This window comes from Undibacterium hunanense (assembly GCF_014284335.1).
In the GTDB taxonomy this organism is placed as follows: domain Bacteria; phylum Pseudomonadota; class Gammaproteobacteria; order Burkholderiales; family Burkholderiaceae_D; genus Undibacterium; species Undibacterium hunanense.
Window position 1 is genome coordinate 114,680 of sequence record NZ_JACOGF010000015.1, and the last position, 26,756, is coordinate 141,435.

Annotated in this window: 20 protein-coding genes and 1 pseudogene; 10 read left to right on the forward strand and 11 right to left on the reverse strand. The window is 52.9% G+C overall.

The window, feature by feature from the left end; translation table 11 throughout:
* Window positions 1–59 precede the first annotated feature (59 nt).
* On the reverse strand, window positions 60–1,409 hold the full coding sequence (locus tag H8L32_RS23270) for an HlyD family secretion protein (protein ID WP_186949908.1): 1,350 nt from the start codon (window positions 1,407–1,409) through the stop codon (window positions 60–62).
* 353 nt (window positions 1,410–1,762) lie between these two features.
* Here H8L32_RS23270 and H8L32_RS23275 point away from each other — a divergent pair, with 353 nt between their 5' ends.
* The 3 genes from H8L32_RS23275 to H8L32_RS23285 all read left to right on the forward strand — a co-directional run bounded on the left by H8L32_RS23275 (window position 1,763) and on the right by H8L32_RS23285 (window position 4,097).
* A complete protein-coding gene (locus H8L32_RS23275) occupies window positions 1,763–2,155 on the forward strand; it encodes an MAPEG family protein (RefSeq protein ID WP_186949909.1) in 393 nt (130 codons plus the stop codon).
* A gap of 199 nt (window positions 2,156–2,354) precedes the next feature.
* A complete protein-coding gene (locus tag H8L32_RS23280; protein WP_186949911.1) occupies window positions 2,355–2,738 on the forward strand; it encodes a hypothetical protein in 384 nt (127 codons plus the stop codon).
* Between the two features lie 228 nt (window positions 2,739–2,966).
* Window positions 2,967–4,097, forward strand: a complete 1,131-nt coding sequence (locus tag H8L32_RS23285; protein WP_186949913.1) for a GGDEF domain-containing protein — start codon at window positions 2,967–2,969, stop codon at window positions 4,095–4,097.
* A 22-nt stretch (window positions 4,098–4,119) separates the two neighbouring features.
* Here the strand turns inward: H8L32_RS23285 and H8L32_RS23290 are convergent, their stop codons facing one another.
* Together H8L32_RS23290 and H8L32_RS23295 are read right to left on the reverse strand one after the other, a co-directional pair.
* Entirely contained in the window at window positions 4,120–4,944 is an 825-nt protein-coding gene (locus H8L32_RS23290; protein ID WP_186949915.1) for a DUF1868 domain-containing protein, read from the reverse strand.
* Window positions 4,945–5,016: 72 nt separating this feature from the next.
* A complete protein-coding gene (locus tag H8L32_RS23295; RefSeq protein WP_186949917.1) occupies window positions 5,017–7,734 on the reverse strand; it encodes a TonB-dependent receptor in 2,718 nt (905 codons plus the stop codon).
* Between the two features lie 792 nt (window positions 7,735–8,526).
* Between H8L32_RS23295 and H8L32_RS23300 the strand changes: the two genes are divergently transcribed.
* A complete protein-coding gene (locus H8L32_RS23300) occupies window positions 8,527–9,699 on the forward strand; it encodes an ROK family transcriptional regulator (protein ID WP_186949919.1) in 1,173 nt (390 codons plus the stop codon).
* Between the two features lie 96 nt (window positions 9,700–9,795).
* The gene (locus H8L32_RS23305) at window positions 9,796–11,079 is read left to right on the forward strand and encodes an MFS transporter (protein ID WP_186949921.1); all 1,284 of its coding nucleotides are present in this window, start codon (window positions 9,796–9,798) and stop codon (window positions 11,077–11,079) included.
* Window positions 11,080–11,093: 14 nt separating this feature from the next.
* Here H8L32_RS23305 and H8L32_RS23310 read toward each other — a convergent pair whose 3' ends face one another.
* The 4 genes from H8L32_RS23310 to H8L32_RS23325 form a co-directional block, all read right to left on the reverse strand.
* Window positions 11,094–11,873, reverse strand: coding sequence for a substrate-binding periplasmic protein (locus H8L32_RS23310; RefSeq protein WP_186949923.1), 780 nt, complete (start codon window positions 11,871–11,873; stop codon window positions 11,094–11,096).
* Between the two features lie 51 nt (window positions 11,874–11,924).
* A complete protein-coding gene (locus H8L32_RS23315) occupies window positions 11,925–13,550 on the reverse strand; it encodes a methyl-accepting chemotaxis protein (protein ID WP_186949925.1) in 1,626 nt (541 codons plus the stop codon).
* Window positions 13,551–13,853: 303 nt separating this feature from the next.
* Window positions 13,854–14,618: a substrate-binding periplasmic protein gene (locus H8L32_RS23320; protein ID WP_186949926.1), complete on the reverse strand. Its 765-nt coding sequence runs from the start codon at window positions 14,616–14,618 to the stop codon at window positions 13,854–13,856.
* Window positions 14,619–14,844: 226 nt separating this feature from the next.
* Window positions 14,845–15,831 carry a quinone oxidoreductase family protein gene (locus tag H8L32_RS23325; protein ID WP_186949928.1) on the reverse strand — a complete coding sequence of 329 codons (987 nt, stop codon included), beginning with the start codon at window positions 15,829–15,831 and terminating at the stop codon, window positions 14,845–14,847.
* A 95-nt stretch (window positions 15,832–15,926) separates the two neighbouring features.
* Between H8L32_RS23325 and H8L32_RS23330 the strand changes: the two genes are divergently transcribed.
* Window positions 15,927–16,388 (forward strand): MarR family winged helix-turn-helix transcriptional regulator, encoded by a 462-nt coding sequence (locus H8L32_RS23330; protein WP_186949930.1) that lies wholly within the window; start codon window positions 15,927–15,929, stop codon window positions 16,386–16,388.
* 9 nt (window positions 16,389–16,397) lie between these two features.
* On the opposite strand, the gene H8L32_RS23335 is transcribed toward H8L32_RS23330, so the two are convergent.
* Window positions 16,398–17,675 (reverse strand): cation:dicarboxylate symporter family transporter, encoded by a 1,278-nt coding sequence (locus tag H8L32_RS23335; RefSeq protein WP_186949932.1) that lies wholly within the window; start codon window positions 17,673–17,675, stop codon window positions 16,398–16,400.
* Complete coding sequence (locus H8L32_RS23340; RefSeq protein WP_186949933.1) at window positions 17,675–18,592, reverse strand: LysR family transcriptional regulator; 918 nt, start codon at window positions 18,590–18,592, stop codon at window positions 17,675–17,677. The genes H8L32_RS23335 and H8L32_RS23340 overlap by 1 nt, the downstream gene beginning before the upstream one ends.
* A gap of 184 nt (window positions 18,593–18,776) precedes the next feature.
* On the opposite strand from H8L32_RS23340, the gene H8L32_RS23345 reads away from it, so the two are divergent.
* From H8L32_RS23345 to tcuC, 3 genes are all read left to right on the forward strand, one after another.
* Window positions 18,777–19,868 (forward strand): porin, encoded by a 1,092-nt coding sequence (locus tag H8L32_RS23345; protein WP_186949935.1) that lies wholly within the window; start codon window positions 18,777–18,779, stop codon window positions 19,866–19,868.
* Window positions 19,869–19,886: 18 nt separating this feature from the next.
* On the forward strand, window positions 19,887–20,693 hold the full coding sequence (locus H8L32_RS23350) for a substrate-binding domain-containing protein (protein ID WP_186949937.1): 807 nt from the start codon (window positions 19,887–19,889) through the stop codon (window positions 20,691–20,693).
* 81 nt (window positions 20,694–20,774) lie between these two features.
* The gene (gene tcuC / locus H8L32_RS23355) at window positions 20,775–22,094 is read left to right on the forward strand and encodes an MFS transporter (protein ID WP_186949939.1); all 1,320 of its coding nucleotides are present in this window, start codon (window positions 20,775–20,777) and stop codon (window positions 22,092–22,094) included.
* A 273-nt stretch (window positions 22,095–22,367) separates the two neighbouring features.
* Here the strand turns inward: tcuC and H8L32_RS23360 are convergent, their stop codons facing one another.
* A complete protein-coding gene (locus tag H8L32_RS23360; RefSeq protein WP_186949941.1) occupies window positions 22,368–24,146 on the reverse strand; it encodes an alpha-L-fucosidase in 1,779 nt (592 codons plus the stop codon).
* A gap of 357 nt (window positions 24,147–24,503) precedes the next feature.
* On the opposite strand from H8L32_RS23360, the gene H8L32_RS23365 reads away from it, so the two are divergent.
* Window positions 24,504–25,721, forward strand: a complete 1,218-nt coding sequence (locus H8L32_RS23365) for a hypothetical protein (RefSeq protein WP_186949943.1) — start codon at window positions 24,504–24,506, stop codon at window positions 25,719–25,721.
* A gap of 806 nt (window positions 25,722–26,527) precedes the next feature.
* Here the strand turns inward: H8L32_RS23365 and H8L32_RS27605 are convergent.
* Window positions 26,528–26,756, reverse strand: a pseudogene (locus H8L32_RS27605) (IS110 family transposase); the annotation flags it as partial.

Sequence of the window (26,756 nt, forward strand, 5' to 3'; positions counted from 1 at the left end):
TCTGTTGGGGTTTCCCGACAGACTCAGCACTCGAATTTGAAATCCTTGTCATCCTGAATTCAGGCATGTTGTGTCATCGCCAGCACTGGCTCCAACACCCACTCCCAAATCTTTCTACTGTCCTGTAACACATCTGCTTCCAGCGTCATGCCTGGCTTGATGGCTTGTGGCTGCCCGTAGGCTTGTATGCTTTGCTCATCCAGCTTGACCCTGACGCGATACAAAGCTTCGTTACTGTTAAACCCATTGATTGCCTGCTGGGCATTGCTCAAGATGGTGCTTGCCAGATGGGGTGGTAACTCCGACGGTGCAAATGGAGTACGGCTGACGTCGGTTACTGTTGCTGTGTGCAAGCCAAACTTCTGGTAGGGGAAGGCTGCGTAACGAATCAATACTTGTTGCCCAGGCTGGATGAAGCCGGCAGTGCGGCTGGGTACATATAGATGCACTTCTAGTAGACCAGCGGTTTGAGCGCTTGTTTGATCATCCTTCGATTTATCCACGTTCCCTTTGGTGTCTGACGGTATCAAACTCGCCAATACCTGACCCGCATTGATGGCTTGTCCATTTTGATTGGTAAGCGCCGTTACTGTACCTGCTTGTGGTGCAGTAATCTGGCTGGACTGACGATTTGCGTTTTCTGCCACTTCCTGCTTCAGGCTGGCTTTGGCCCTGTCGATTTGTGTCAGATCGGTGGCCAGTGTGTTTGCCAGGGTATTAAGTTCATCTTGCAGGGCGATTTTATTCGCCTGTAGCTGGGTCTTGTTACGTTGCAAGGTGCTCAGGCGTGTGCTGATGTCGATCAGGTCTTCCTGCTTTTGCTGGGTCTGGGCCGCAGAGACATAGCCATTGCCTTGCAGGGTTTCAAACTTACTGACGCTTTGTTGTGCCAGTTGCTGGCGGCGCAGTGACAGGGCCAGTTCCTGTTCAAGCTGGCTGTATTCTTGCTCAAGATTCGCCAGCCTTTGGCTTAGTGCCAGTTTCTTTTCTTGATACTGGGTTTGGCGCAGTCTTTGTTCTGCTGCCAGACTGTCCGCACGGGTGGCAAGTTGTTGGGCGACCAGGGCAGTGATTTCACCTTGGCTATTTTGTCTTTCTGTACTGATGGTGAACAGGACTTGCCCAGCTTTGACCAGTTCGCCTTCTTTGACGTGGGTGTTCAGCAAGATACCGGCATTGGGCGCAGCGACACTTAATTGGCCCCCAACTGGAACAGTAATGCCGGTGACACGGGCTTTTTTGGTAATACTGCCAAAAGTGATATAGGCAATCAATGCGGCGGCGATCAACATTGCCACGATAGCAATCAGACTTGCCGAGGCGGGTTGTGCTAGGCGGATGGAGCCCATCCATTGACTACCTAAGGCTGCGGTGACTTCGGGGCGGAATAAAGGGTTGGAGTTACTCATTAGTACCCTTATTTGCGTCAAATTTCCTATTTCTGTATGGTATTTTCATTTATCTTCGGCAATATTCATTGTTAGCGCAATCATTCGTCGATTAAATAAGCATAAACCGAAGTTTTAGATATTTGTTAAAAAATGTGAATAAATATTTTTTTTATAAGTTATTGTGTTGCTCAATAGTCATTTGATAGAATCGCGCGTCGCGTGCACGTGCGACTGGATGCGGTTGTTTTAATGGTCGTATTTGTACAAGAAACACCTCAATTTCTGCAAAAAATTGCACAAAAATAAAGCAGGGCATCATAATCTCTGGGCGTCGCAATAATGACGACGATATAAATCATCAGGGAGACAAAATGAAGCCAGAACTGCTCTATCTTTGCTATGCCACGGCGCTGACCGGTGTTTTGTGGGTGCCGTATGTTCTTGAACGGGTGCTGACCCGTGGGGTGATTTCTGCGGTTGGGTATGAAGAGCAACCGAAACCTCAGTCCAAATGGGCGCAAAGGTTGATGAAGGCGCATGGCAATGCGGTGGAAAATCTGGTGGTGTTTGCCACGCTGATTTTGTTGGCAAATGCCATGGGCGTATCGAACGCTATCGTCGCCACGGCCAGCATGCTGTATTTCTGGGCACGTCTGGTACATGCTGTCACTTACACGCTGGGCATACCCTGGATACGTACGCTGGCTTTTCTCACGGGTTTTGCGGCACAGGCGATGGTGGCCGTGCAATTGCTGCTGCATTAGGAGCCAGCGAGAAGTTTTGACGAGCTTGGCACTATAGACCACGCTGCGCACTATACGGCGCGGTGTGGGATGCTGCGTTGTTTTCAGCTCGAGTTCATCTCGTTTTTGGCTCGTTTTTGGCTTGTTTTCATCTCGTGTTCCACCGCGCTTTCTATCCCGCTTTCCTTTCCATTTCATTTACCTTGCTGGTGCACTGCACATGATTGAAATCATCTTTGAAATCTTTGGCGAAGTGCTGTTGCAGTTGTTTGCTGAAATTCTGGCAAATTGTGGCGGTCTTGCCTGGAACAGGCGTCAGCAAGGGCCGGTTAACCCGTGGCTGGCAGGCTTGGGTTATACCGTTTTCGGTCTGGTCGCTGGTAGTGTCAGCCTGTTGATTTTTCCTCACCACTTTATCCATGCGGCGTCGGCACGTCTGCTGAATCTGGTGCTGATGCCGGTTGGTATCGGTATCGTGTTGGCGCTGGTGGCCGGTTGGCGATCTGGTGGCAGTGCACGTTCGCCAATGAACCGCTTTGCCTGCGGTTATCTGTTTGCGCTGAGCATGGCCATCGTGCGCTACGTTTATACAACATCGGCATAGCGCGAATGCCAATTCCGTGGCAGGCCAGCCTGCCTTGGTAAATATGTTGATTTTGCCTGATACAAATCAGTTTTATGCGCGTGTTACAGGCATGTGTCAATGTATGATGAAGTCATAAGCGTGCACTTTAAGCGGAATACACGTTTTTTGACATATACGCAAGATTACTTCCTGTACTATTGTCGATAGGAAAGATTGCTTTCAGGAGTAATTCTCGGAGTCTCAGGTATGCCCACTAAAAGGACGGGGATCAGGCGTGGTCTGGATCTGGTGTTAGGCACCGGAAAGGCGATGCGCATCCGTACCAGTCAGTTTGTATTGGCTGCATTGTTGATGCTGGCCAGCATGGGCGTGCTGTTTTTCATGAAGGCTGTTGGTATTGCCGGTATGGGCGATGTCACGATCTGGGCCAGTTGTTGCACAACAGGGCTTGTGATTGTGTATGTGTTGATACGCAGTGGTTATTCGATGCGCTGGGCTGATCCGTCGATGGCCTTTGTGCAAATGTTAAGTGCCATTGCCTGTAATGCAGCTGCTTTTGCCCTGGCGGGGGATGGCCGTGGCGTGACTTTGCCGCTGCTGGCGGTGATACTGATGTTTGGTATGTTTGGTTTGTCGATACGCCAGGTGGTCACTGTTGCGGTATATGGTCTGGTCTTGTTTGGTGCAGCCATCCTGTTTGCACTTCAGCATGAGGGCGGCAACGACGCCGCGTCCTTGTACGGGGCCTATTTCTTCATGGTGGTGATTGTACTTGCCAGTTCCACCTTCCTGACCTGGCGTCTGCGTGAAATGCGCGAGCATATGCGCCACCAGAAGCAGCAACTGACGCAGGCGCTGGAAAAAATCCAGCTGACGGCCAATCATGATGAATTGACCGGCACCGCCAACCGACGTTATATGCTGGAACTGATACAGCGCGAAACCCAGCGTACCAACCGCACATCGCATCCCTTGCTGGTGGCCATGCTGGATATTGATTATTTCAAGCGGGTCAATGATGCTTATGGCCATCAGGCTGGTGATATGGCATTGCAAAAATTTACCCAGACGGTACAGGCCAATATCCGCACCACCGACACATTGGCGCGCTGGGGTGGCGAAGAGTTTCTTGTTCTGTTGACGGAAACAGAACTTGATGTCGGTCTGATTTGCCTGGAAAGGGTACGTGCTGCCGTGGCTGCTGATGTGATCATCTTTGCCGGATCACATATCAACTTTACGGTATCGATAGGTGTCGCTCAATACAAGGTAGGTGAACCATTTGAAAAAACCGTCACCCGCGCCGATGAAGCACTATATGCCGCGAAGGCGCAGGGACGTAACCAGATTTGTCTGTCTGGCATGGAAAAAGTTTAGGCAGTGGACTAACTAACTGTAACTAACTGCGGCTGGACAGATAAAACTGCCTTTCAAAATGGCTCATGTCACTGAACTGCGTAAATTCGGGGTTGCCTAATTCAATGATGGGCAGCTTTTTTTTCAGCTTGCTCAGCATTGCCTGGAAATTCTTTTGGTAAGTGCTTGCCTCGCAGTTACTGAACTGCTTCACGTAATAGCCACCCGTGCTATGAAATTCATAGTTGTCATGATTCGCTTGCCTGATGCCGGTCGCCAGTGACAGGCGATTGCGCAGGTCGCTCAGCTTTCTGGCCTCGGCATCATCTATGCATTTGAGCGGGATGGCAGTCCTGATTTTTTGCCTGGGGGTGTCATCAATGACGAAGCGCAGTGGCAGTGTGACGCCAAGATCAAACTGGCGCAGGCGTTCAGCCAGGTAGCGATGGCATTCTTCCAGCGGTGCATCGAGCGGCAGGCCATGCGGCCAGTTGCCGGGCCGCCTTACCGCATCTACCACTCCTTCAAAAATCGTCACATGATACGAAGTGGGCGGTAGCCAGGTGATATTTGTTTTGCCTGTCAGGTCTTGCAACTGCTGCCAGGCGATTGCAACTTCGGTATGTGTCGCGCTGGTGGGCGGCAGGTGGCAGATGATGGTATTACCGGGGAAGAACTGCACTTCTCCTGCTGTGCCGAATTTTTTACCCGGCCCGGTATCCGCAGGTTTGGTGGTGGGAACAGGGGATGCGCCATCGCAGGCTTGTGCTTCAACAGCACCGGCCCAGGCAGGCTTGAGCAGGCTGGCACCGACTGCACCGACCGTGCTACCCAGCCCTAACAGTAATCGTCTTCTGCTGATTTGCATGTGATTTTCTCCATCTTGCCCGTGGCAGCGTACCTGGCCGCCACGGGCTATCAATTTTTTTGAGTGTCTGTTTTACATGGCGTAGGTCAGGCCGAGGAATAGCGCACGACCATTGTCAAATTCTTGCTGTACCAATTGTTGTTGCAGGCCGGTGGTGCGGCCCGGATGTGCATTCAAGAGATTTTTTGCCTGCATCACAATGCCCAGCCGTTTTGAATACGCATATTTGATCTGGCTGTCAAAGGTACCAAAGGCTTTGTAATACACATCCTGCGCAGCATTGGTAGTGGACAGGGTGATCAGGGTTGGCCCAGTCCAGTTATAGCTGAGTTGCGCGCTGACATTGCCATTGCCCCACAACAGCGACGCATTGGCGATGGATTTTGCCGATTCCAGCAGGGCTGGCATTTGCCTTTGCGTTTTGTTTTGCATGGTGATGGAAGACGGGTTCATGTCCATGATGGTGTAATTGAAGCTTGCACCAAACTGATTGAAAGGGGCGGGCAGGCTGCTGAATTTTGTATTCACCAATTGCAGTTCCAGCCCGGTGACGCTGGCACTGCCAACATTCTGTGCCTGCGTTGTATTACTTTGGTAAATGGTGCCGGCTATCGTCACGTTTTCTGTGCGGGTGAGCTTGGCAATTTCATTGTCGATGTCTTTGCGGAAAACACCGGCCGAGATCATGCTGGTGTTGGATGGATACCATTCCAGCGATGCATTGAAATTATTGGCCGTGCGCGCTACCAGGTTGGGATTGGCCTGGGTGATGCTGATGGTGGTGCCGCTGACGCTGTTGGAATTTTGTGCCAGGTCAGCATAGGTAGGGCGGCCCAGTGATTTGTTGTAGGCTGTTCTTAATTTGAGGCTGTCGCTGAAATCATAGATCAGGTTCAGAGACGGCAGGGCTTTGGCATAGGACGAATGCATTGCGCTTGGGGCAAAGACGGCAGTCTGGTTCAGCGGCGCAGGCACATAGGTGTCGATATCGAGTTTGGTTTCTTCATAGCGCAGACCTGCCGTGGCTGACCAGTTTTTGGCACGGTAGGCTGCCATGGCATAGGCCGCATTCACATCTTCCTTGATGTTGAAGTCTTTTTGCGTGCTGTTGGTGATCATGGTGGCGCTGGACAGAACGTACTTGCCCGGATTGGCGTTCAGGTAAGCCTGTGCATTGGCAGGATCAGCCAAAAGCAGGGTCTGACCGTTGCTGGTGTACGGTGTGATTGCTACGGAGCTGGCACCTACTGCAGATAGCGGGATGCTGACGCCGGTCGCAGGAATGTATTTCAATACTTCATCGAAGTTATAGTTTTGTGTCAGCTTCCTGGATTGCAGGCCTGTTTTGTAACCCCAGCCGGTAGAGCCTTCCTCCAGGTTTTTTGAAAAACTGATTTTCGCGACGACTGAACGGTTTTTGCTTTGTTCGTCATTGCGTGTGTTTTCAGTCTGTGTAAAGTTTCTGGCATCTTGCAGATAGGCGCGGTTGACCGGTGTCAGGACAGGCATCTGGCCAGGTTGGGCGCTGTAGTTATACGCCAGGCTGGCAGAGTTGGCGCTGACGAAGGTATATAACTGCGATTCTTGCCGGTAGCTGCCCAGTGCACTGTTGACGACGGCTTCAATCACGCTGTCTTTGGCTGGCATGTAGGCAAAACCGGCTTCTACATAACTGATGCGGCGGGTTTGCGTGAAGGCAGAATAGTCAGTTTGTGATTGCCCCACGCCGACGCTGCCTTCAGTGGCGGAAATGATATTGACAGGGGAAGTCGCTGCCGTGGCATTTTGCAGCCATTGCGAGCGGCGGTCTTCGGTGTTGACATGTTCGAACGCACCTGCGGTCAGGTGGGCGCTCAGGTTTTCGCGGTTATCATAATCAAAGCGGGCGAACAGGCTTTTGCGCTCGCGGTTATTGTCATAGGTCAGCCATCTTTCGCGGTCCGGGAAGGCGATGCTGCCATCCACGCTGGCTGTGGTCTGGTTGATTTTGGCCGCATTGGTCTGGCTGCCTGTGGTCGGGAAATAACTATAGCTGTCGAGCGACGTCAGCAAGGACGACGATTGCCGTTTGTAATAACCGGCAGACATCAGTACACCGAACTGATTATCGCTGCCAAAGGTATTGCTGATGGTCATTTCAGCTTGCCCGGATGGTTTGGAATCACTCTTTTCCAGCGCCCGCCATTGCGAGACATCGGCCCTGCCAGAGACATGAAAGCCACGTTTATCCAGGCCGCTGCGGGTCACCAGGTTGGTGGTGCCACCGATGGCATTGCCATCCATGTCGGCATTCAGGCTTTTATAGATATTCACCTGTTTTGAAAATGACGAAGGCAGCACGTCCAGCGACACTGTTCTTCTGGTGGTTTCTGTGCCGGGGAAGGTGATGCCATCAATGGTCAGGGTATTGTAATCAGGGTTCAGACCACGCAGGGTCATGAACTGTGCTTCACCCCGGCCATTGTTCAAAATCATCGACACCCCGGCCACACGCTGTACTGCTTCGCCCAGGCCAAAGTCGGGGATGGAGCCGATTTCATCGGAAGAAATACCGTCGGCTATGGTATTGCCGTCACGCTTCAGCGAGATGGCCTTGTTCAGCGCCAATGCCTTGCCGGTGACAGTAATCGTGCTGACTTTATCGTCTTCGGCGGTTTGTGCAGTTTGTGTGGTTTGTGCGTAGGCACTGTTAACCGCCAGGGCAATCAGGCTCAGGCCACATAGCTGTGGCAACAGGGCAGGCTTGCGCTGGAGATGGCGGCAATCACGGAAATAGGGTGCTGGTTTCATTTGTCATCCTCTTGGTTAGTTCGTCTGCCCTGGAAAAAGGGTCAGCTCGTCTTTTTTTATTTTATTCACTTCCTGTGACTTAATTATTACATGAAACCTGAACCATGTATGATTTTGTGGTTTTTATGTGAATGATTGCTTTACTGGCAAATTTAAAGAGGGGGCGCTACCTGGGCGGACGCATTGCTGTCCGGAATAATGCCCTTGACTCGTTCTGAACATCAAGTACGAGCAGTGTCCTGGTGATTTTTATATGTCGAAGACTTAATTCTGCAAATGAACATTCTTGCCGGCGGTCGTGCTTGAAGCTCCTTCCCCTTCAAGGGGAGATTTGTGGGAATTCGCAAAGCGCAGCTTTGTGCCGCAAATTTCTAAGCAGCCTGCAAGCTGCGCGGTGGAATGGTTGGAATGGGGATGGGTTTCCGGCGTAAATTCATCTATCGTCAATTGACCGAAACCCATCCCCACCCTAAGCCGTCCACTGCGCCGCTTGCAAGCGGCTTAGATTCTGTCGGCACAAAGCGTGCTTTGTGAAACCCCGACGCCATCCCCTTGAAAGGGAGGGAATTTATTCGTTATTGTTTGTCAAGGACATTATTCTGGACAGCAGTGTTGGCGGACGAGAATGACGGTCTGTAATGACAGAATTAAGCCAGCCAATTGCCTAGCACGCATATTTACTCAGCGTAAGTGATTTAATTTTTATATAATTAATTCAATCGTGTGCCGTGGTGATGCTACTGTCGGCAGATCTTTATTGTGCTTTGTATTCACCTTGAATTTGCCATTTCAATGCCACATCAAAATAATCCTCATTCCAGCCTGCGGTTTCACAGCAAATTTTCGCGTGAAGTCCGTGAGCCTGTCACGGTGACCGCCAATGAAAGGCAGTTGCTGGATCTGGTGCGCCGCAAGGTGGCGGTGACGCGGGCGGATCTGGCCAGGGTGACTGGTCTGGCGGCACAATCCGTCATGCGACTGGTGGATGACCTGGCCGCACGGGGTTTGCTGGTATTTACCGATGCCCTGCCCAGCAAGGCCAGGGGCAAACCCAGTCCCCAGATTGCCCTGGTGGCAGACTTTGCATTTTGTATCGGTGCCTCTATCGCCACCGATGAAATCAATCTGGTGCTGATCGATTTTGCCGGCAACCTGATCGGGCAGTCCACCAAACGCATGGCCCCCATTACGCGACTGGAATTGTGCAGCTACTTGCGTATCGCCATAGACCAGTTGCTGGACCTGCACCCGATGGCGCGCAATCGCCTGTTTGGGGTGGGCGTGGGCATGACAGGTTTTTTTGTCGGCCAGGGCGCCAGACTGAACCCGCCCGAACCTTTGGATGACCTGGCGCTGATCGACCTCGATCTCTTGCTGGAAAAAGAACTGGGCTACCCGGTCTGGCTGGACAATGACGGCAATGCCGCAGCCATCGGTGAAAGCCTGCTGGGCGTGGGCATGCACTGCCAGAATTTTGCCTATCTGTTCTTTAGTCATGGATTTGGCGGCGGTATTGTGTACCAGGGCCAGTGCATGCGCGGTGCCCATGGCAATGCCGGTGAATTTGCCGGTTTCCTGCCGGGGCAGGGGCTGGAAAGGCCAACGCTGGAAATGCTGCGTCTGATGTGTCATGAAGATGGCCAGTCCTTTGCCACTATCCACGACATGCTGGAGCAGCTTAACCCAGCCTGGCCTTGTGTAGACCGCTGGATAGACCGTTGCCTGCCAGCGCTGACGCTGGTGACATCTGCCATTGTCGGCATACTTGATACCGAACGCATTGTCCTGGGAGGGCGTTTGCCAAAGGTACTGGCAGAGCGCCTGATCGCCAGGCTGGTCATCGACAATATCCCCAGACGTGGGGTGCAACGCCCACAGGCGCTCATTGTCGCTTCAGAAATCAGTGGTGACGCAACGGCCATTGGTGCAGCATCATTACCTTTGAAGCAGCATTTTTTCTTTTGACGTACTGATAATCGCTGTCACCAAACTGTCATGGCCATATTATTGCTGGCTGCTACCATGGGAACTGAATTTCTCCTCAGGTAAAAGAAAGCGCTGATGCCCGTAAAAACAATCCAACAGATGCGCCAGGGCACTTTGCTGTTTGTGCTGGTGCTGCTACTTGGCTTGCATCCTGTGGCCAGCTATCTGTATTTGCCAGCGTTGCCATTGTTGAAAGTGCAGTTGGGCATCTCTGACGCCGAAGCGCAAATGACGTTGTCGATACTGGTCATCAGTTTTGGCTTTGGCCAGATTATCTGGGGGCCGGTGGCCGACAGGCTGGGGCGCAGGTGGGTCTTGTTGTTTGGTCTGGGCATGTTGCTGCTTGCCAGCTTGTTCGTCACGTTCACCAGCGAACTTGGTGTATTGCTGGCAGGCCGTGTTTTTCAGGGGCTGGGGATTGCTGCTGCCGGTGTCTGTGCACGCGCCATTGTGCGTGACTGTTTTCAGCCGGTGGATGGGATACGCATATTGTCGCTGTCTTTCTCCTGGCTGGGCCTGATTTCACTGACTGGCCCGCTGCTTGGTGCCAGCCTGATTTATGTCGGCGGCTTTCGTGCCGCGCTGGGTACGCTGATAGTCTGTAGTGCGCTGGCCTTGGTGTTCATTGCCCTAAGACTGCCGGAAACGGCTCCGGCCACCATGGACACTGATGACACCGATGACGTTGAACACGCTGAACACGCTGAACACGCTGAAAAAACGAGCATCGCCGATATCCTGAAACAGTGCATGCACCAGTTCCGGCAGATTTTGCAACACCCGCTGTTTTTAAGTTATGCGGCGCTGACGGCATTCAGTTATTCCGGCCATTATTTTTTCCTATCGCTGTCTCCCTTTGTTTTTACTGATCTGTATGGACTGGATGCGCTGGATCTGGGGTATCTGTTTTCCCTCAGTTCCCTGGTACATCTTGCCGGTACGTTTGCCTGCCGCAAATGGCTGGCTGAGCATGGCATACGCACGACTTTGAAAATCGCGGGTTTGATTACGTTGATTGGTGGTGTCGCCATCGTGATGCTGAACCAGATGGGCTGGCAATCGATCTGGGCCATCCTGCTGCCGCAATCACTGTTCTTGTTTGCACATGCCATTCACCAGTCCTGCGGCCAATCGGCCGTGTCGGCACCGTTCAGCAAACTGGCGGCGACGGCGTCTTCGCTATGTGGTTTCCTGATTACAGCGGTGGCCATTGTGCTGGGTGAAATCCTGAAAGCTACATTACCAGCAGGCCGCGAAGGCATGGTCGAAGGTATAGGCATATGCGCACTGCTGACAACCGCTGTTGCCTGGACCTGGGTGCAGCGGTATGGTGATGTTGCACGGCAGGCAGATGCATGAATGGGCGGTGGTCTTCATTCCGGATATTTTTCAAATATCCGTCTTAATTCACCACTGCTTTCCAGCGCTACCAGGGCGTTGCTGATTCTTTTGGCCTGGTCGGCTGGCACGGTTTTGGACAAGGCCATGTAAAATTTTTCTGAAAGTTGCGGTTTGGCCAGCAGGCGGATTTTTTTTGCCAGACCAGCCTGCTGTATCGACAGTTTGATGCCGGGCGAACGGTGGCAATAAAAGCGACCACGTCCGGCCATGAGCTTGTTCAGGTTGGACAGGGACGAGGTGGCCCCGGAATCCACTTTCAGGCCACCCATTTTTTCAAGGATATCGACGATGCCAAAGCCGTGCAGGGCCAGGATGACGCCTTTGTCACCGAGCTTGCGGATGTCGTCCCAGTTCTGGATGTCAATGTCGTCATCGGCGCGTACGGCCAGCAGGTAGCTGACACTAAACAGCACGGTATCGAGAAAGTGATATTGCGAGGTATTGCGCGTTATGCGCTGCACGCCGCAGATGGCGTCGATGTTGCCGGCGTTCATGCCGGCATCAATGCGGATGCGTGGTTGCCAGGTCTGGTCGCCGACGAATTTTAATTCAGGGTCAACTTTTTCCAGCGCCCGCATGATGTCAACGCAAATACCACCGATAGCGGGTTTGCCTTGCTGGCTGATGGCAATGAACTTGGGTTCAGACGCTTCCTGGGCGGCGACGCGTATGATAGTGCTGGCCATGCTATCAGACTGGCAGGCGAACATGAGCAGGGCAAGCACGGTGGACAGGACAGGCAAGATTTTCATGTCATGCCTGCGCCTGTCGCGATGGTTTTTTGGCGTCCATCATGTACATCGTTAATGCTGATAAGTCACCCTGTTGCCGGATATGGCAGCTGTCTTGAGCGGGCGCGTTGCTGCCGGTGCTGCATAGTTGACCTGACGGTTGACCTTGAAAATGCTGACCACATTTGACAGATTGGCTGCCTGGTCTTGCAGGCTTTGTGCGGCAGCGGCAGCCTCTTCCACCAGGGCTGCATTTTGCTGGGTGACATTGTCCATCTGGATGATGGCCTGGTTGATCTGGTGTATGCCGGCAGACTGTTCATTGCTGGCGTTGTTGATTTCGCTCATGATGTTGGTGACGTGGGCGACTCTTTGCACGATCTCTGTCATGGTGGCACCGGCCTGGTCGACCAGGCGTGCGCCTTCATCCACTTTCTCTACCGAGTCGGCGATCAGTTCCTTGATTTCCTTGGCAGCGCTGGCAGAGCGCTGGGCCAGGTTGCGTACTTCGGATGCCACCACCGCAAAACCACGGCCTTGTTCACCAGCGCGGGCGGCTTCGACGGCGGCATTCAATGCCAGGATATTGGTCTGGAAGGCGATGCCATCAATTACGGCAATGATATCGACGATCTTTTTGGATGATGCGCTGATGGAACCCATGGTATCGACTACCTGCGACACTACAGAACCGCCTTTGACTGCCGCTTCGGATGCAGCGTTGACGAGGTTGTTGGCTTCTTTGGCATTTTGCGAATTCTGTTGCATGGTGCTGGTCAGCTCTTCCATCGATGAAGCGGTTTCTTCGAGTGAGCCAGCCTGGCTTTCTGTGCGTGATGACAGGTCCATATTGCCTGCGGCAATTTCTGTCGATGCGGTGACGATGGTGTCGGTACTGTCACGCACTTCGCTGACAATTTTTTGCAGCCCGTCATTCATGTCTTTTAAGGCCTGCATGAGCTGGCCGGTTTCATCGGTGGAGTTGACTTCGATATGGCTGGTGAGGTCACCATCGGCGACACTGCGGGCCAGTGTGACAGCACTGTTCATGGGGCGGGTGATGCCACGGGTCAAATACCAGGCACACAAACTGCCAAACAGCACAAAAGTCACGATCAGTACACTGATCAGGATGCGGCTGTTGACAGCGATGGCATCTACGTCATGGCTCAGGCTATCGACTTCCTGCTGCTGGAATTCAAGATAATCGAGTTCACTTTTTTGATAGGCTTCAGACAGCGGCATGAATTTTTCAAACAACTTGGCGACATCATCTGCCTGGCCGTCTTTTTTTGCCTTGCCTATCAGGTCACGGGTGGCAATGTATTGCTTGCGTACGGTGACAATGTTGTCCAGCAATTTTTTTTCTTCGGGCGAGCTGACATGCTCTTCCATGTATTTCTGGATTTCGCTATTGCGAGCGGTAGATGCCTTGATGTCGCTGGCAAAAAAATCCCCGAGGGAATCATCACTGCTTTTGACAATGGCCAGCGTGCGTTTCAGGCCCGCCACGGTAATCCGGTACCATTCAGCCGTCATGCGTTCTTTTTTGAGCGGTTCCTGCATCATGGCGCGGGTATTGCTGGCGACTTCATTCAAACGCCACAGACCTATACAGGACGAGATGGTGGCCAGCAGCAGCACCAGACCAAAGCCGATACCAAGCCGTGTACCGATAGGAAGATTTTTAATTTTCATGATGTCCTCATTGATTCCAGCAAAGGGAAGTGCACTGCAAAATCAAACACATGTCGCTTACATGTCGCTTTGGGTAAAGCGGTGGCCTGCATAACTGTCTTGCCCGCTGGTTTTGTTTAACTTGTGGGGCAACAGTAAGAGGTAGATATTTTGTCTCCGAGGTACTTGGTCTCTCTATTCACTATCGGCTTATCCTTGCCACTTTGCAAGTAAATGATTGCAAATTAAGTGACAAAAAGATAACTTTGTTGTGTCTTGTGGTGTACTTTTGTGGGGGGGAGAATGTTTGCTGCACCAGAGAATTTATCTGGCTGACAGGTATTGACTGGCGATGCGCTTGAGCTCGCCATTCTTTTTCATCGTAGTCAGTTCGGCGCGCAAGGTGTTGACGACGCTGGCTGGGGTCTGCAGGCTCATGGCTAGATAATAGTCGCCATGATCGGCCAGCAGAATGCTGCGTTCCAGTTTGTCCGGACTGACACCGGCCTGTCGGCATAAATATGCCATCGATAATTCAGTGCCGATGATAAAGTCGATGCGACCCAGCAACAGCTTGTTGATATTTGATTTGTCCTGGGGTGAGATATCGATATTTTTACCGACTTCAAAACCATGTTGCCTGAGGGTGTCTTCAGTGATGTCGGCTTTGTTGACGCCAACCTTGTAGCGCTTCACATCTTCTATGGTGTTGACGCGAATATCTTTGCGTGCAGCAAGTTTGTACAGATAGGCTTCACGTTTGGCGATCGTGCCTATCCACTGGAATTGCGATTCACGTTCTGGCTGGCGGACGATGCTGAAGATCAGCACGTTCGGCTGGGTCTGCGCCATCTGGTAGGCACGTGCCCAGGGATAAGCTTGCATCTGATAATCAAGATGACCGCGCTTGAGTAACTCTTTTGCCAGTTGTACCGAATAGCCTTGCAGCTTGCCCTGTTCAGTATAGTTGTAGGGCGGGTATTCTTCGGTGACGGCAATGATCTTTTCCCCGGCCAGCAGAGACAGCGGCAAGGTGATCAGGCAAGCCGCCATCAGGGCGGGCAGGGATAAGAGGGGCCAGTGCTTCATTGATACGCCTGCATGCCGATAGTAGATAGTCGGTAGAAAGTCACAGTGTATCCTGATTGCGACAGCTGTCACAGTTGTCACAGTTGTCACAGTTGTCACAGTTGTCACAGTTGTCACAGTTGTCACAGTTGTCACAGTTGTCACAGTCTTCACAGATTGCCAGTGCGATTCCTGTCGGCGGAATCGGCTTGTCGGCAATCCGTAAAATAAAGCTATGCCAGTCCGGTCAGGGCAGCAAGACGATGCGTGAGTCGGCCCTGTCTATACGCCAGGCCTGGCTGACATCTGCCAGCGGCATGGGAGTGATGGCTATCTTGAAACCGGCCAGCGGCGCGGCACTTAACACCGACTTGATTGCCTTGAACAGCTTGGGAAAAGGAACGCTGCCTATGCCGCTACCCATGAGTTGCAAAGCCGATGAACGCAATACCGCGCCTGGCAGATTGATGTCTGCACCGCCGACCGAACCAATCTGCACGAAGCGGACCGGCAAGCCATCCGGACTGGCCTTGGCGGCGGCGATCAGCAGCAGTTCGGCACTTGGTCCCCACAGATAATCCAGGACAATATCGATGCCTTGCTGGAATTCCTGCTTGAAGGCCTGTTCCAGCGCGTCTTTGTCCTGATTCAGGTTGATGGTCACGTCTGCACCCAGCAGTTGCAGATCATCAAAGACGGCGGTATTGCGTCCCGTGGCAATGACTTTTTTTGCACCCAGATGCTTGGCAATCTGTATGGCCAGCCGGCCAGATGCGCCGGTGGCACCGTTGATGAGGACTGTTTCTCCAGCCTGCATGCCCGCACGTTCCATCAATGCCGCCCACGAAGACATGCCCGGAATCGCCAACGCAGCGGCCACGGCATCATCCAGACTGTCTGGCAGGGCGACACAATGTGTCTTGTCGACGATGCACCATTCTGCCATGGCACCGTATGGTTTATCTGGCAACAGGAAATAGACGCGCTGATTGTTTTCATCCACACCCGTGCCATCAATGCCGGGTATGAAGTCGCTTGTCATGTCAGCGCTATAGTGCTGGCCAGACGCGCGGCTGCGGGTCACATGACTGATGGACGATGCTTTTACCCTGATCAGGCTTTTGCCTGGTGCGAGGGCGGATGGAGGCTCTTGAAAATCACCGAAGTTACCGAAGTCATCGAAGTCACCATAGACCGGCGGCTGTCCTGCCTCAACTATAATTGCTGCTTTCATAGATCACTCCTGAAATGAAGATTAGCCCTGTAGCGAGGGCGAAGGTTTTTGAATAATTGAGTGTATTATGCACATATTAAATCAGAAAGAAAAGCATGAAGCAAGAAATAATGCAATTGCGTGAGGCGCTGCTTGACCTGACTGGCGTCCTGAATCGCCCACAGCCAGACGCAGCGCTAATCGCTGTCGCGGGTGTTGATCTTGATCGTGCGCTGTTCCCCCTGCTGGTGCGTGTGGAGCGCCGGGGGCCGCTGGGCATAGGTGAACTGGCGGAACTGTGTGGCCGCGACTACACCACCGTCAGCCGTCAGATTACGAAGCTGGAAGGGGCGGGTCTGGTAACGCGCCAGGTCAATGCGCAGGATGCCCGCATCAAGGAAGCCGTGATTACGGAAAAGGGCAGGGTGATGACCACGGCGCTGGATGGCGCCAGGGAAAAAATCATGACTTCACTGCTGGCCGACTGGGATAAAAAGGATGTGACCGAACTGGCACGCCTGCTGCGCAAACTGGCGGATGATGCTTTTTTGTTTGTAGAAAAATCAAGGTCTGTGTAGGAGACAGTTTTAATCCCGCTGATCCAGTTGCTGCTTCAGGGTTTGCCTGTCACAGGCACCTTCCCACATCGCCACCACCAGGCACACCACGACATTACTGATGGTGCTGGTCAGGGCGCGGGCTTCTGACATGAAGCGGTCTATGCCCAGCAGCAGGGTGGCACCCGCCAGTGGCAAGTCGGGGATCACGGTCAGCGTTGCCACCAGCGCCACAAAGCCACTGCCGCTGACACCGGCAGCTCCCTTGGATGTCAACAGCATGGTGGCGATCAGGCCAAGAATTTGCCCGTTGCTGAGTTGTATGTCACAAGCCTGGGCAATGAACAGCGAAGCCAGCGTCAGGTAAATCGCGGTGCCGTCCAGGTTGAAGGAATACGCCATCGGCAGCACCAGCCCGGCGACATCTTTCTTGCAGCCCAGGGCCTGCAGTTTTTGCATCAGTGGCGGCAGTACCGGCTCGGACGATGAGGTGCCCAGTACCACGAATAATTCTTCACGTATGTAGCGCAGCAGTTTCCACAGGCTGAAACCATGCAGTCTGGCCAGACCACCCAGGATGACGACCACAAATACCGCGCAGGCCAGGTAGAAATTCAGGATCAGGTAACTGAAACCGGCGATGGATTGTATGCCATAGCGCCCTACTGTATATGCCATCGAGGCAAAGGCAGCGACGGGGGCCAGCTTCATGATGCTGCCAAAAATGCTGAAGCACAGGCGGCTTAATTCATCCACGACATGCAGCATGCGGTCGCCGGGGCGGCGCGTTCGTGCCATGGCAAAGCCGGTCAGCAGGGCCAGCAATAACACCGGCAAGACTTCGGGTTCGGCAAAGGCACCGACGTAGGTGGCCGGTATGATGTGCAGGACAAAGCGCGCCAGGCCCTGGTTTTCCATGGTGCTGGACAGGGCAGACATGACATTCTTGTCCGCCGCCGCAGGATGAAAATGCCAGCCAGCGCCCGGTTGCATGATGGCTGCGGCCAGCCAGCCCAGCAACAGCGCCAGCAAGGTCAGCAGATAAAAGATCGCCATCGCCTTGAGCAGGGTTTTGGCTATGCCACGCCGCTCATTCAGGCTGGCAATGCCACCGGCGATCGTGCAAAACACCAGTGGTGCCAGCATCATCTTGACCAGCTTGATGAAGGCGTCGCCCAAAGGTTTCAGTTCAGTCCCCAGTGCCGGCCAGGCATAACCAAAGCCTATGCCTAAGATGACTCCGCAGATGACCTGGACATACAGGCCGCGTTTCAGAAAGGAAAATGCAAAAGGGAAAGACAGTTTCATCAGGGCAGGGATTTTTTATCGTTCTTGATACTCTGATCCAGCATATCAAACAGAGTTTGCGCGGCTGGCGGCATGATGCGCCCGCGCTTGCAGATCAGGCCCAGTGTGCGGTGGATGGGCGGGTTCACCAAAGGCACGCCGACCAGCGTGGCCTGCATATGCGGGGGCAGGGATAAACGCGGTACTGCCGCTACACCCATGCCGGCTTCCACCAGCGCCAGGATGCCGGATACATGATTGACTTCATAAAAGATGGCCGGATGTTTTTCCACCCCTGCCAGGGCACTGTCGATCAGGCTGCGGTTGCCGCTGGATTTGGACACGGCAATATAACGTTCGTTGGCGGTTTCTTTCCAGGATAGTTTCTTGCGCCTGGCCAGCGGATGGTCATGGCGCATGGCCAGCACGTAACTCTCTTTATAGATGGGCTTGAAGTCGATCTCGGGGTCTTCGGCCCCGGCAAAATTGATGCCGAAATCGGCTTCGCCAGCCAGGATCAGGTTCAGCACGTCTTGCGCGCTCTCGTCATGGATGCGTACACGTATCTTGGGAAACCGTTCGGTAAAGTTTTTCAGCACCGCCGGTAAAAAATAATGCACGGCCGATGGCACGCAGGCCAGGGTGACAATGCCGGTGCGGTGTGCGGCCAGGTCAGACACACCCAGTATCGCGCCTTCCAGTTCATCCAGCGCGGTACGTACATTGGCCAGAAACCCCCGGCCTATATTAGTCAGTTGTACGCGACGCGTAGTGCGTTCAAATAATTTGACGCCCAGCGTGTCTTCCAGCTTTTCTATGCGGCGGCTTAATGCCGGCTGCGACAGGAACAGGTCTTCGGCAGCCTGCTTGAAGCTGCTGCGATCGGCCACGGCCACGAAAGCCTGTAGTTCCTGTAAATCGAAATTGATGCGTCCCATGCATTAATCTTAAGAAATATTGCAATTCACAAATTATGCCATGTGAAGGATGATGCAGACCAAAGAAATATCAGGCGACAGTATTGTCAGTATGTGAATCGACCTGCTCATAGACCTGTTCGTCACATAGCATTATTGCAATCAAAATGCCTCATCAAGAAGGCACAAAAACTTTGGAGACAACATGTTCAAACCTTCTTGCATCGTCATGCTGCTGGGTGTCAGTAGTAATGCCTTTGCCCAATCCGTCGTGACACCGTACGGCATCGCCGATCTGGGCGTGCATTATAGTACGGGTATCAACGCCAATAATGCGCCGGTCGCATCCGGTTCGACAGCCGCTTTAAGCAGCGGCATCAATAATACCAGCCGTTGGGGCATCAAAGGGCAAGAAGCCTTGGGCGATGGCATGGACGCTGTATTCCAGCTCGAAGGTGGCCTGAATATCGATACCGGCGCCTCTGCCAAATCAGATAAGCTGTTTGACCGACTGGCCTTTGTCGGCATCAAATCCGGCTATGGCAGCCTGACTGCGGGTCGCCAGGCGACCATCCTGTCTGATGCTATTTCGCCGGTAGACCCGCTGGGCATGCGTTATGCCAGCTTCAACCCCAATATCAATGTCACCGCACTCAGCAATACCGCTTTTGGCACGCATGCATTTGGCGTGCAATATGGCACCAGCGGCTATGCGGACAATTATTATCGTCTGGATAATATGCTGAAATACACCGGCGACTTTGGTCCACTGGTAGCGCGTGTATCGTATTCATTTGGTGAAGTGGCTGGCAATAGCAGTGCCTTATCCACCATGGGTGCCGGCCTGGCCTATCAACAGGATGGCCTGAGTGTTTCTGGCGCTTATATGAAGTTTAAGAACAGTGCCGATTTTGGCCTGCAAGCCTATACCCTGGGTGCGGCTTACCAGTTGGGTAACGTGCAGTTGAAGGCCAATTTCGGCAGCAATCGCGCCGACACCAGCACCACCAGACAAACTCGTCAGCGTATCGCTTCTGCGGGTGTGGCCATGCTGGTAGGCCCTGATCTGACCCTGACCACTGCGTATTACCGCGTGCGCCGCGAAGCCAGCGGCTTTGTCGATGATGGCTTTGACCGCAGCTTCGCTTACCTGGAAAAATCTTTGTCAAAACGCAGCACCGTGTATATCGAAACTGATTACACTAATTGGAAGGGCAATGCTGCCGGTGTCACTGGCAGCCAGGCCAACAACAGCAACGGCCTTGGGCTGACGCTGGGCCTGATGCACAAGTTCTGACCAATGAAAGGAATCACCATGTCTCAATTTATCTTCCGCTTCAATATTAAAACCAATTTCACCCTGCTTGCACTGGCTGTTGCCAGCTTGAGCACAGTCAGCCAGGCGATGGCTGCCGACATCAGGGTGGTCAGTTCTGGCGGTTTTGCCCAGGCTTACAAAAACCTGGCACCCGCCTATGAACAGGCCAGCGGCGACAAGCTGGTGTCCGGCTGGGGCCCGTCCATGGGTACGACCACCAATGCCATCCCGGTGCGCATGGCACGCGGCGAAGAAATTGATGTCGTCATCATGGTCGGCGATTCGCTCGACACCCTGATGAAAGAAGGCAAGCTGGTAGCTGGCAGCAAGGTGGTGCTGGCCAATTCACCGATCGCCTGCGCAGTAAAAAAAGGCAATGCCAAACCCGACATCAGTACCGTTGATGGTTTGAAGAATGCTTTTCTGAAGGCTCGCAAGGTGGCTTATTCCGATAGCGCCAGTGGTGAATATATCAAACACCAGTTGATGAAAAAACTGGAGATCACCGAACAGATGCAGGGCAAGGCAGCGCAGATTCCGGCCACACCAGTCGGTGAAATTATTGCCCATGGCGAAGCCGATTTTGGTTGCCAGCAGCGCAGCGAACTATTGCCGGTAGAAGGCATAGATATTGTTGGCCTGCTGCCGCAAGAGGTGCAATTGACGACGGCTTTTTCTGCTGCCATTGTCACTGGCAGCAAAGTGCAGCCTCAGGCACAGGCATTGTTGAACTTTTTGTCGTCAGAAAAAAATGCTGGCGCGATTGCAGAGACTGGGCTTGAGCCAGTAGCAGGCAAGAGGTAGCTTATTTCGTTTCACCCCGTTTCAATTTTCACAGACCCGGCTGACTGAAAAATCAGCCACCGACTACAAAGGTCGAATAGCATGTCTAGCACAACCACCATAGCTCCCAGCAGCGTTGATCAGGGAAGCAGTGCACCAGCACCACGCCAATCGAAATTCTTTACCGTGATCCGTGTCACGAGCGGCAATTTCATTGAAATGTATGACTTTTTCCTGTTCGGATTTTATGCCACCTATATCGCCAAGGCATTCTTTCCGGCTACCAGTGAATATGCCGCCCTGATGATGACCTTTGCCACTTTCGGCGCCGGGTTCTTCATGCGACCACTGGGGGCAATCATCCTTGGCAGTTATATCGACCGCATCGGTCGTCGCAAGGGTCTGGTGCTGACGCTGGGCATCATGGCGTCGGGTACTGCCATGATCGCCTTCATTCCCGGTTATGCCACCATAGGTTTACTGGCACCTTTCCTGGTATTGGTGGGTCGGTTGCTGCAAGGCTTTTCTGCCGGGGTGGAACTGGGGGGGGTGTCGGTCTATCTGTCAGAAATGGCTACGCCGGGTCACAAGGGCTTTTATGTCAGTTGGCAATCAGCCAGCCAGCAGGTGGCCATCATCTTTTCGGCAGGCCTGGGTTACTTCTTGAATGAAACCCTGAGCAAGGAATTTATCGCTGACTGGGGCTGGCGTATTCCTTTCTTCATTGGTTGTTCCATCATCCCGGTGGTGTTTTACATCCGCCGCTCGCTGCAAGAGACTGAAGAATATCTGGCGCAAAAAACGCATCCCAGCTTCAAGGAAATGCTGAAAACCATTTCCCTTAACTGGCCGCTGGTCGTCACCGGCACCATGCTGATCGTGATGACCACGGTATCGTTTTACCTGATTACCGTCTACACACCCACCTTTGGCAAGACCGTATTGAAACTGACGACGGTGGAAAGCCTGCTGGTGACATTGTGCGTGGGGGTATCCAATTTCATCTGGCTGCCGGTCATGGGTGCGCTGTCTGATCGCATCGGCAGATGGCCCATCATGGCCTTGTTCTCTGGCCTGACGGCAGTGACGGCTTACCCTTTGCTGTCATGGCTGATCGCCAACCCCAGTTTTCAACACATGCTGATCGTTGAGCTGTGGCTGTCCTTCCTGTATGGCAGTTATAACGGTGCGACGATTGTTGCGCTGACCGAGATTATTCCTGTGCGTATCCGTACTACTGGCTTTTCACTGGCATACAGCCTGGCCACAGCCTTGTTTGGAGGGCTGACACCACTGGTTTCTACCTGGCTGATAGAAACCACCGGCGACAAGGCATCGCCAGGTTACTGGATGGCGATGGCCGGCAGCTTTGGCTTGCTGGCGACTTTCCTGATTTATCGTGGGATAGTCAAGGAACGTTAATCTATTTTAAAGGCGACCGCCGTGACAGAATCTAGGTACGATTAGTGAAACGTAATCGTACACAACCGTACGCAAGTCAGTCACGGCTTGCTACCCTTGCTACCTTTAACTGCTGATTTTTTGATGAAAATACAAAGCAGTGAAGTTCTTCCTGTAGGTTAAAAGACAAGGCAATTTGAAGCGTCATTGCCATGGACGGGCGCAACATACGTACGATTACGCTACGCTAATCGTACCTACACAATCGCTGATTTATCGTAATGTAGTCAAACGTTAATCTATTTTAAATGCGACAGCCGTTGCATATGGCATGGCAGATGGGGCAGTAATGACCAAACCATCCGCCTGCTGTTTCCACTCTAGCGGCGCACCCTGGTGACCCAGCAGACTGACTGATTTGACGGGCTTGCCCAGCAGGTTTTCTGCACTGCCCAATGAACGTATCCTGATCTCGGTACCGGCTGCCGGTACTGCCATGCTGAACGCATACAGCGAACCATCCTTGCCTTTGGTAAAGCGGAAGTCATGTGGGCCAAATACAAAATCAGCCTGCTTTTTCCCCAGGGAACGACCGGGCAGGGTACGCAGCTTGTTGCTTTTACCTTCGCCTTCACCCGCATTTTTGCCCGAATTTTCATCTTCTCCCAGGCGCACCCAGGCCTTGCTGCCATAAATAGCCTGACCATTCAGGCGCAGCCAGTTGCCGACTTCTTGCAGCATGCGGGTACTGCCTTCATCGAGTGATCCATCCGGCAGGGGCGATACGCAAATGGCGGCATTGCCGTCACGCGCCACTTCTTCCAGCAAATAACGGATGACAGCGCCGGAATCATAGGTAAAGCCGGGCTGGTAATACCAGTCACCAACCGGTGTTTCTGCTATCCATGCCTGGTCGGTCTTGATGTCGCGCGGGATGGTGCCTTCTTCGGTATTCACCGTGCCATTGGTGTTGTGGCGAAACTTGATGATGCTGAAGGTATCTATTTTGCCGCGTGTTTTCAGTGCATGATTGTAAAAATCGGCAATCACTGTCTGGGTGGCATCGGCCTTGAAGCCGGTACCGGTATGGTCACCACTGAAGGGCTGCGGCCCGGTACCATCGGTGTAGATAAAATCGGGGTCGTAGCGATCCACCACATCCATCATGCGTAATGCCCAGCGTGTGGCATACCATTTGGCAAAATCATGATGGCGGCTGAACAGACCATCCGGTGGTGGGCTCCACGGCGAATAGGTTGCTTTGCTGACGCCCTGGTATTCGCGCAGGTCAATGTTATACAGCAGCCTGGGGTCCAGACCCTGCCACCATTTGCCGACACCATCCGCCAGTGTTAACTGACCATCATAAGGAATGCCAGCACGTTCACCCTGGCTATCGCTGCCAAAGGCAGTTTGCCACCACCACCACGAATATTCATGGTGAAACGCCACGCCATAGCGTATGCCAGCCTCTTTGGCCGCCTTGGCCCATTCGCCGACCAGATCACGTTTCGGCCCCATCCTGACAGAATTCCAGGGCTGGTAGCGCGAATCCCATAAATCAAAATTGTCGTGATGCACACCTTGCACGATCAGGAAACGGGCACCGGCATCCTTGTATATGGCAGTCAGTTTGGCGGGATCAAGCTGGACAGGGTTCCAGTCACGCAAGACTTCCTTGTAACCTGTTTGTGAAGGGTGGCCATATTCCTTGAGGTGGTTCTTATATGCTGGCGTGCCGGGGTTATACATTTTGCGCGCATACCAGTCCCCGCTTTTGCCTGCGGCTTGCGGACCGAAATGCACCCATATCCCAAATTTGGCTTCACGCAGCCATGCTGGCGTGCCTGGGTAGTTTTTTTCGATTGATTCCCAGGTGGGCTGGAAAGGGCCGGGTGTGATCGGTATCCCCAGCTTGACTTCGGTAGCAGTTTTGCTGTCGCCCATGGGTACACTGTCTATCGACAATGCGGACGGAATGACAGGCATGGGCGGCAAGATCGGTAGCCCGGCACGTGCCGGCAAGGCGCTACTGATCAATACGGCGAGGGTAATTTTGGACAGTGTGCACATTCTGTATCCGGTGATGGCCTGGTGACCTGTTCGTTGATTGCAAGGGCGTGATACTTATGGACGCGATATTCATGGACGCGATATTCATGGACGCATAGCACATGCTAAAAGGCATACAAAAAATCAGCCAATCAATTTTTTATGGATGATGATACGTAAATTGGTATCGTATGCGATGTGTGTTGCTGCTCAAGGGGGTGATTGTTTGGATTGTTTTCTTTGACCGTTATTCAGTAGCCTATGCCAGGGAAGATTGCACTGGCATGTCGAAATGCCAGATTTGCCACAAAGCTTGGTAAAATAAGACGACAGATCCCTCCACACGAATGACGCAACAACGAACCGCACAGGGCAGCCATGGGCATTTTTGATTTTTTCAGCAGTACGCCATCCACCAAAAAGTTCGGGCAGATCGTCATTGATTTTGCGCGCAGACAAGGTGTGGATCAGTCCATTCGTTTCGATGAAACTGATTTTCGCCTGCTGGTGGGCGAGAATGGTTCCCATGTTTTGAACCTGCACAATGCCTATCGTGATTATTGTGCCTCACCCAAAAATCAGCGTGATACAGTCTTGCTGAAATATACCGCCGGACTGAAACTGGAAGGCATACCGAACGACTTTGCCAGCGCCAAAGCGCATCTCATGCCCAGCGTGAAGCCGCGCGGGCAGGGCGAATACCTGCGTCTGACCAGCCTGATCCAGGATAAACCGATGTCCTATGATGAAGCGTCACTGAATTTCAGTGATGACGCTGTGCTGATGCTGGCCTATGACACGGAACATTCCATGGCGTTGGTCAATCGGTCCAATTTTGAAACCTGGGGTGTCAGTGTGCAGGATGCGATGGATGTGGCACTGGGCAACCTGCGTGACCGTACTGCCGATAAATTTGTCGATATCGGCAATGGTGTGGTGGCGGGCGTCTGGGAGGATGCCTATGATTCTTCGCGCATCCTGTTGCCAGACCTGGCGTATCGTGCCAATTGTGGCAGCGACCCGGTCATCATGGTGCCGACACGCGGGCGTTTTTTGCTGACTGCCGCAGCGAATATCGCGGGTCAGTTGAGCATGATCATGCACGCACAGGAATGTGCCGAAAAAGAAGGTCGCGTGGTGTCTTCCGGCATGTATAAAATAAAAAATGGCCAGATCGTCAGCTACACACCCGAACATCCTGACGTGCTGGCCAAGCTGAAATCATTGCAGACATCTTTCCTGGCAGAAGACTATAGCTCGCAAAAGGAATTGCTGGAAACCCTGTACGAAAAAAACAAGGCAGACGTTTTCGTAGCCACCTTTACCGTCTTCAAGAACAATCAAACCAGCCTGCTGACGTCCTTGTGCACCTGGACGCAGGGTGTAGTAACGCTATTACCCAAAACCGATCTGGTCGCCCTGTTGATGCCAGGCGAGACAGAGAGCGAACATCAAACCAAGATCGTTACCTGGGACGCCGCCACCAGCATTGCCGCCGACCTGATGCAGGAAGTAGAGGGCTATCCCGTACGGTATCTGGTCAAGAATTTCCCGACCGTGGAACAGGTGAATTCGGTGGCAGAGACGCCGTTATGATGGTGAATGGGATTGCAACGCAGTAGGGTGCGCCCCGCGCACCACCTCCGTAAAATGGACGTGAAGTGATTGACGATGGTGCGCGCGGCGCACCCTACTAGTCAGCATTAGAAGTCGTGAAATTATTATCGTTTTTTTCTTTTGTGACGAGTCGCCGAAAATGTTTAAATTTCTAAAGCTCTATCGCGAAGCCATAACCCAGTAGGGTGCGCCACGCGCACCACCTCCGTAAAATGGACGTGAAGTGATTGACGATGGTGCGCGCGGCGCACCCTACTAGTCAGCATTAGAAGTCGTGAAATTATTATCGTTTTTTTCTTTTGTGACGAGTCGCCGAAGATGTTTAAATTTCTAAAGCTCTATCGCGAAGCCATAATCCAGTAGGGTGCGCCACGCGCACCGCCGTCGTAAAATGGACGTGAAGTGATTGAACAAGGTGCGTGCGGCGCATACATGGACGCCCCCCATTTGCAAGAGCATTTTCAAATTAAACCTGACGTAGTCGATTGCAGCCATACATTCGGTCTTTATTGCAGCCGCTTGATGACTGCTGACGCATGATGAAATACGCTGATGGTCGCTCAATCACCCTATCGTGCTTATCGCACAGTGCGCCGAACGAGCTATTGACCATCCCGGTCTGACCTGTCCTGTCTTCATTTGGATTTGCCCAAACAATCGGTGGTGTGCTCCGTTTCTTTGTTTTTACTGCGACTTTTCCTGCTACTGCATGACGTCGTTACTTCACCTGGCTTCCTGCCTCGCCCCTGCTTTGTGGTTGCTACTGTTCTTTCAAACCGGACTCATTACGTGCAGACGTCGTTGGTCTGCGCATGATCAGCCCGGAATATTTCTCCGCTCCGCAGCATCGCCCAGATCCGCCTGGCATTCTTGGCTGCCAGGGCACGCACGGCGATGTTATGCCCCCGCCTTTTGGCCAGTTTTACGACCCAGTCTTCGGCATAGGCCGGTTTGTTGATCCTGGCCTGCAAGACGGACCTGGCCCCATGGACGAGGAGTTTGCGTACATAACCA

Bases quoted from the DNA above. Each gene is read 5' to 3' on its own strand.
- H8L32_RS23270 (WP_186949908.1), bottom strand. From the start codon at position 1,409: ATGAGTAACTCCAACCCTTTATTCCGCCCCGAAGTCACCGCAGCCTTA.
- H8L32_RS23275 (WP_186949909.1), top strand. From the start codon at position 1,763: ATGAAGCCAGAACTGCTCTATCTTTGCTATGCCACGGCGCTGACCGGT.
- H8L32_RS23280 (WP_186949911.1), top strand. From the start codon at position 2,355: ATGATTGAAATCATCTTTGAAATCTTTGGCGAAGTGCTGTTGCAGTTG.
- H8L32_RS23285 (WP_186949913.1), top strand. From the start codon at position 2,967: ATGCCCACTAAAAGGACGGGGATCAGGCGTGGTCTGGATCTGGTGTTA.
- H8L32_RS23290 (WP_186949915.1), bottom strand. From the start codon at position 4,944: ATGCAAATCAGCAGAAGACGATTACTGTTAGGGCTGGGTAGCACGGTC.
- H8L32_RS23295 (WP_186949917.1), bottom strand. From the start codon at position 7,734: ATGAAACCAGCACCCTATTTCCGTGATTGCCGCCATCTCCAGCGCAAG.
- H8L32_RS23300 (WP_186949919.1), top strand. From the start codon at position 8,527: ATGCCACATCAAAATAATCCTCATTCCAGCCTGCGGTTTCACAGCAAA.
- H8L32_RS23305 (WP_186949921.1), top strand. From the start codon at position 9,796: ATGCCCGTAAAAACAATCCAACAGATGCGCCAGGGCACTTTGCTGTTT.
- H8L32_RS23310 (WP_186949923.1), bottom strand. From the start codon at position 11,873: ATGAAAATCTTGCCTGTCCTGTCCACCGTGCTTGCCCTGCTCATGTTC.
- H8L32_RS23315 (WP_186949925.1), bottom strand. From the start codon at position 13,550: ATGAAAATTAAAAATCTTCCTATCGGTACACGGCTTGGTATCGGCTTT.
- H8L32_RS23320 (WP_186949926.1), bottom strand. From the start codon at position 14,618: ATGAAGCACTGGCCCCTCTTATCCCTGCCCGCCCTGATGGCGGCTTGC.
- H8L32_RS23325 (WP_186949928.1), bottom strand. From the start codon at position 15,831: ATGAAAGCAGCAATTATAGTTGAGGCAGGACAGCCGCCGGTCTATGGT.
- H8L32_RS23330 (WP_186949930.1), top strand. From the start codon at position 15,927: ATGAAGCAAGAAATAATGCAATTGCGTGAGGCGCTGCTTGACCTGACT.
- H8L32_RS23335 (WP_186949932.1), bottom strand. From the start codon at position 17,675: ATGAAACTGTCTTTCCCTTTTGCATTTTCCTTTCTGAAACGCGGCCTG.
- H8L32_RS23340 (WP_186949933.1), bottom strand. From the start codon at position 18,592: ATGGGACGCATCAATTTCGATTTACAGGAACTACAGGCTTTCGTGGCC.
- H8L32_RS23345 (WP_186949935.1), top strand. From the start codon at position 18,777: ATGTTCAAACCTTCTTGCATCGTCATGCTGCTGGGTGTCAGTAGTAAT.
- H8L32_RS23350 (WP_186949937.1), top strand. From the start codon at position 19,887: ATGTCTCAATTTATCTTCCGCTTCAATATTAAAACCAATTTCACCCTG.
- tcuC (WP_186949939.1), top strand. From the start codon at position 20,775: ATGTCTAGCACAACCACCATAGCTCCCAGCAGCGTTGATCAGGGAAGC.
- H8L32_RS23360 (WP_186949941.1), bottom strand. From the start codon at position 24,146: ATGTGCACACTGTCCAAAATTACCCTCGCCGTATTGATCAGTAGCGCC.
- H8L32_RS23365 (WP_186949943.1), top strand. From the start codon at position 24,504: ATGGGCATTTTTGATTTTTTCAGCAGTACGCCATCCACCAAAAAGTTC.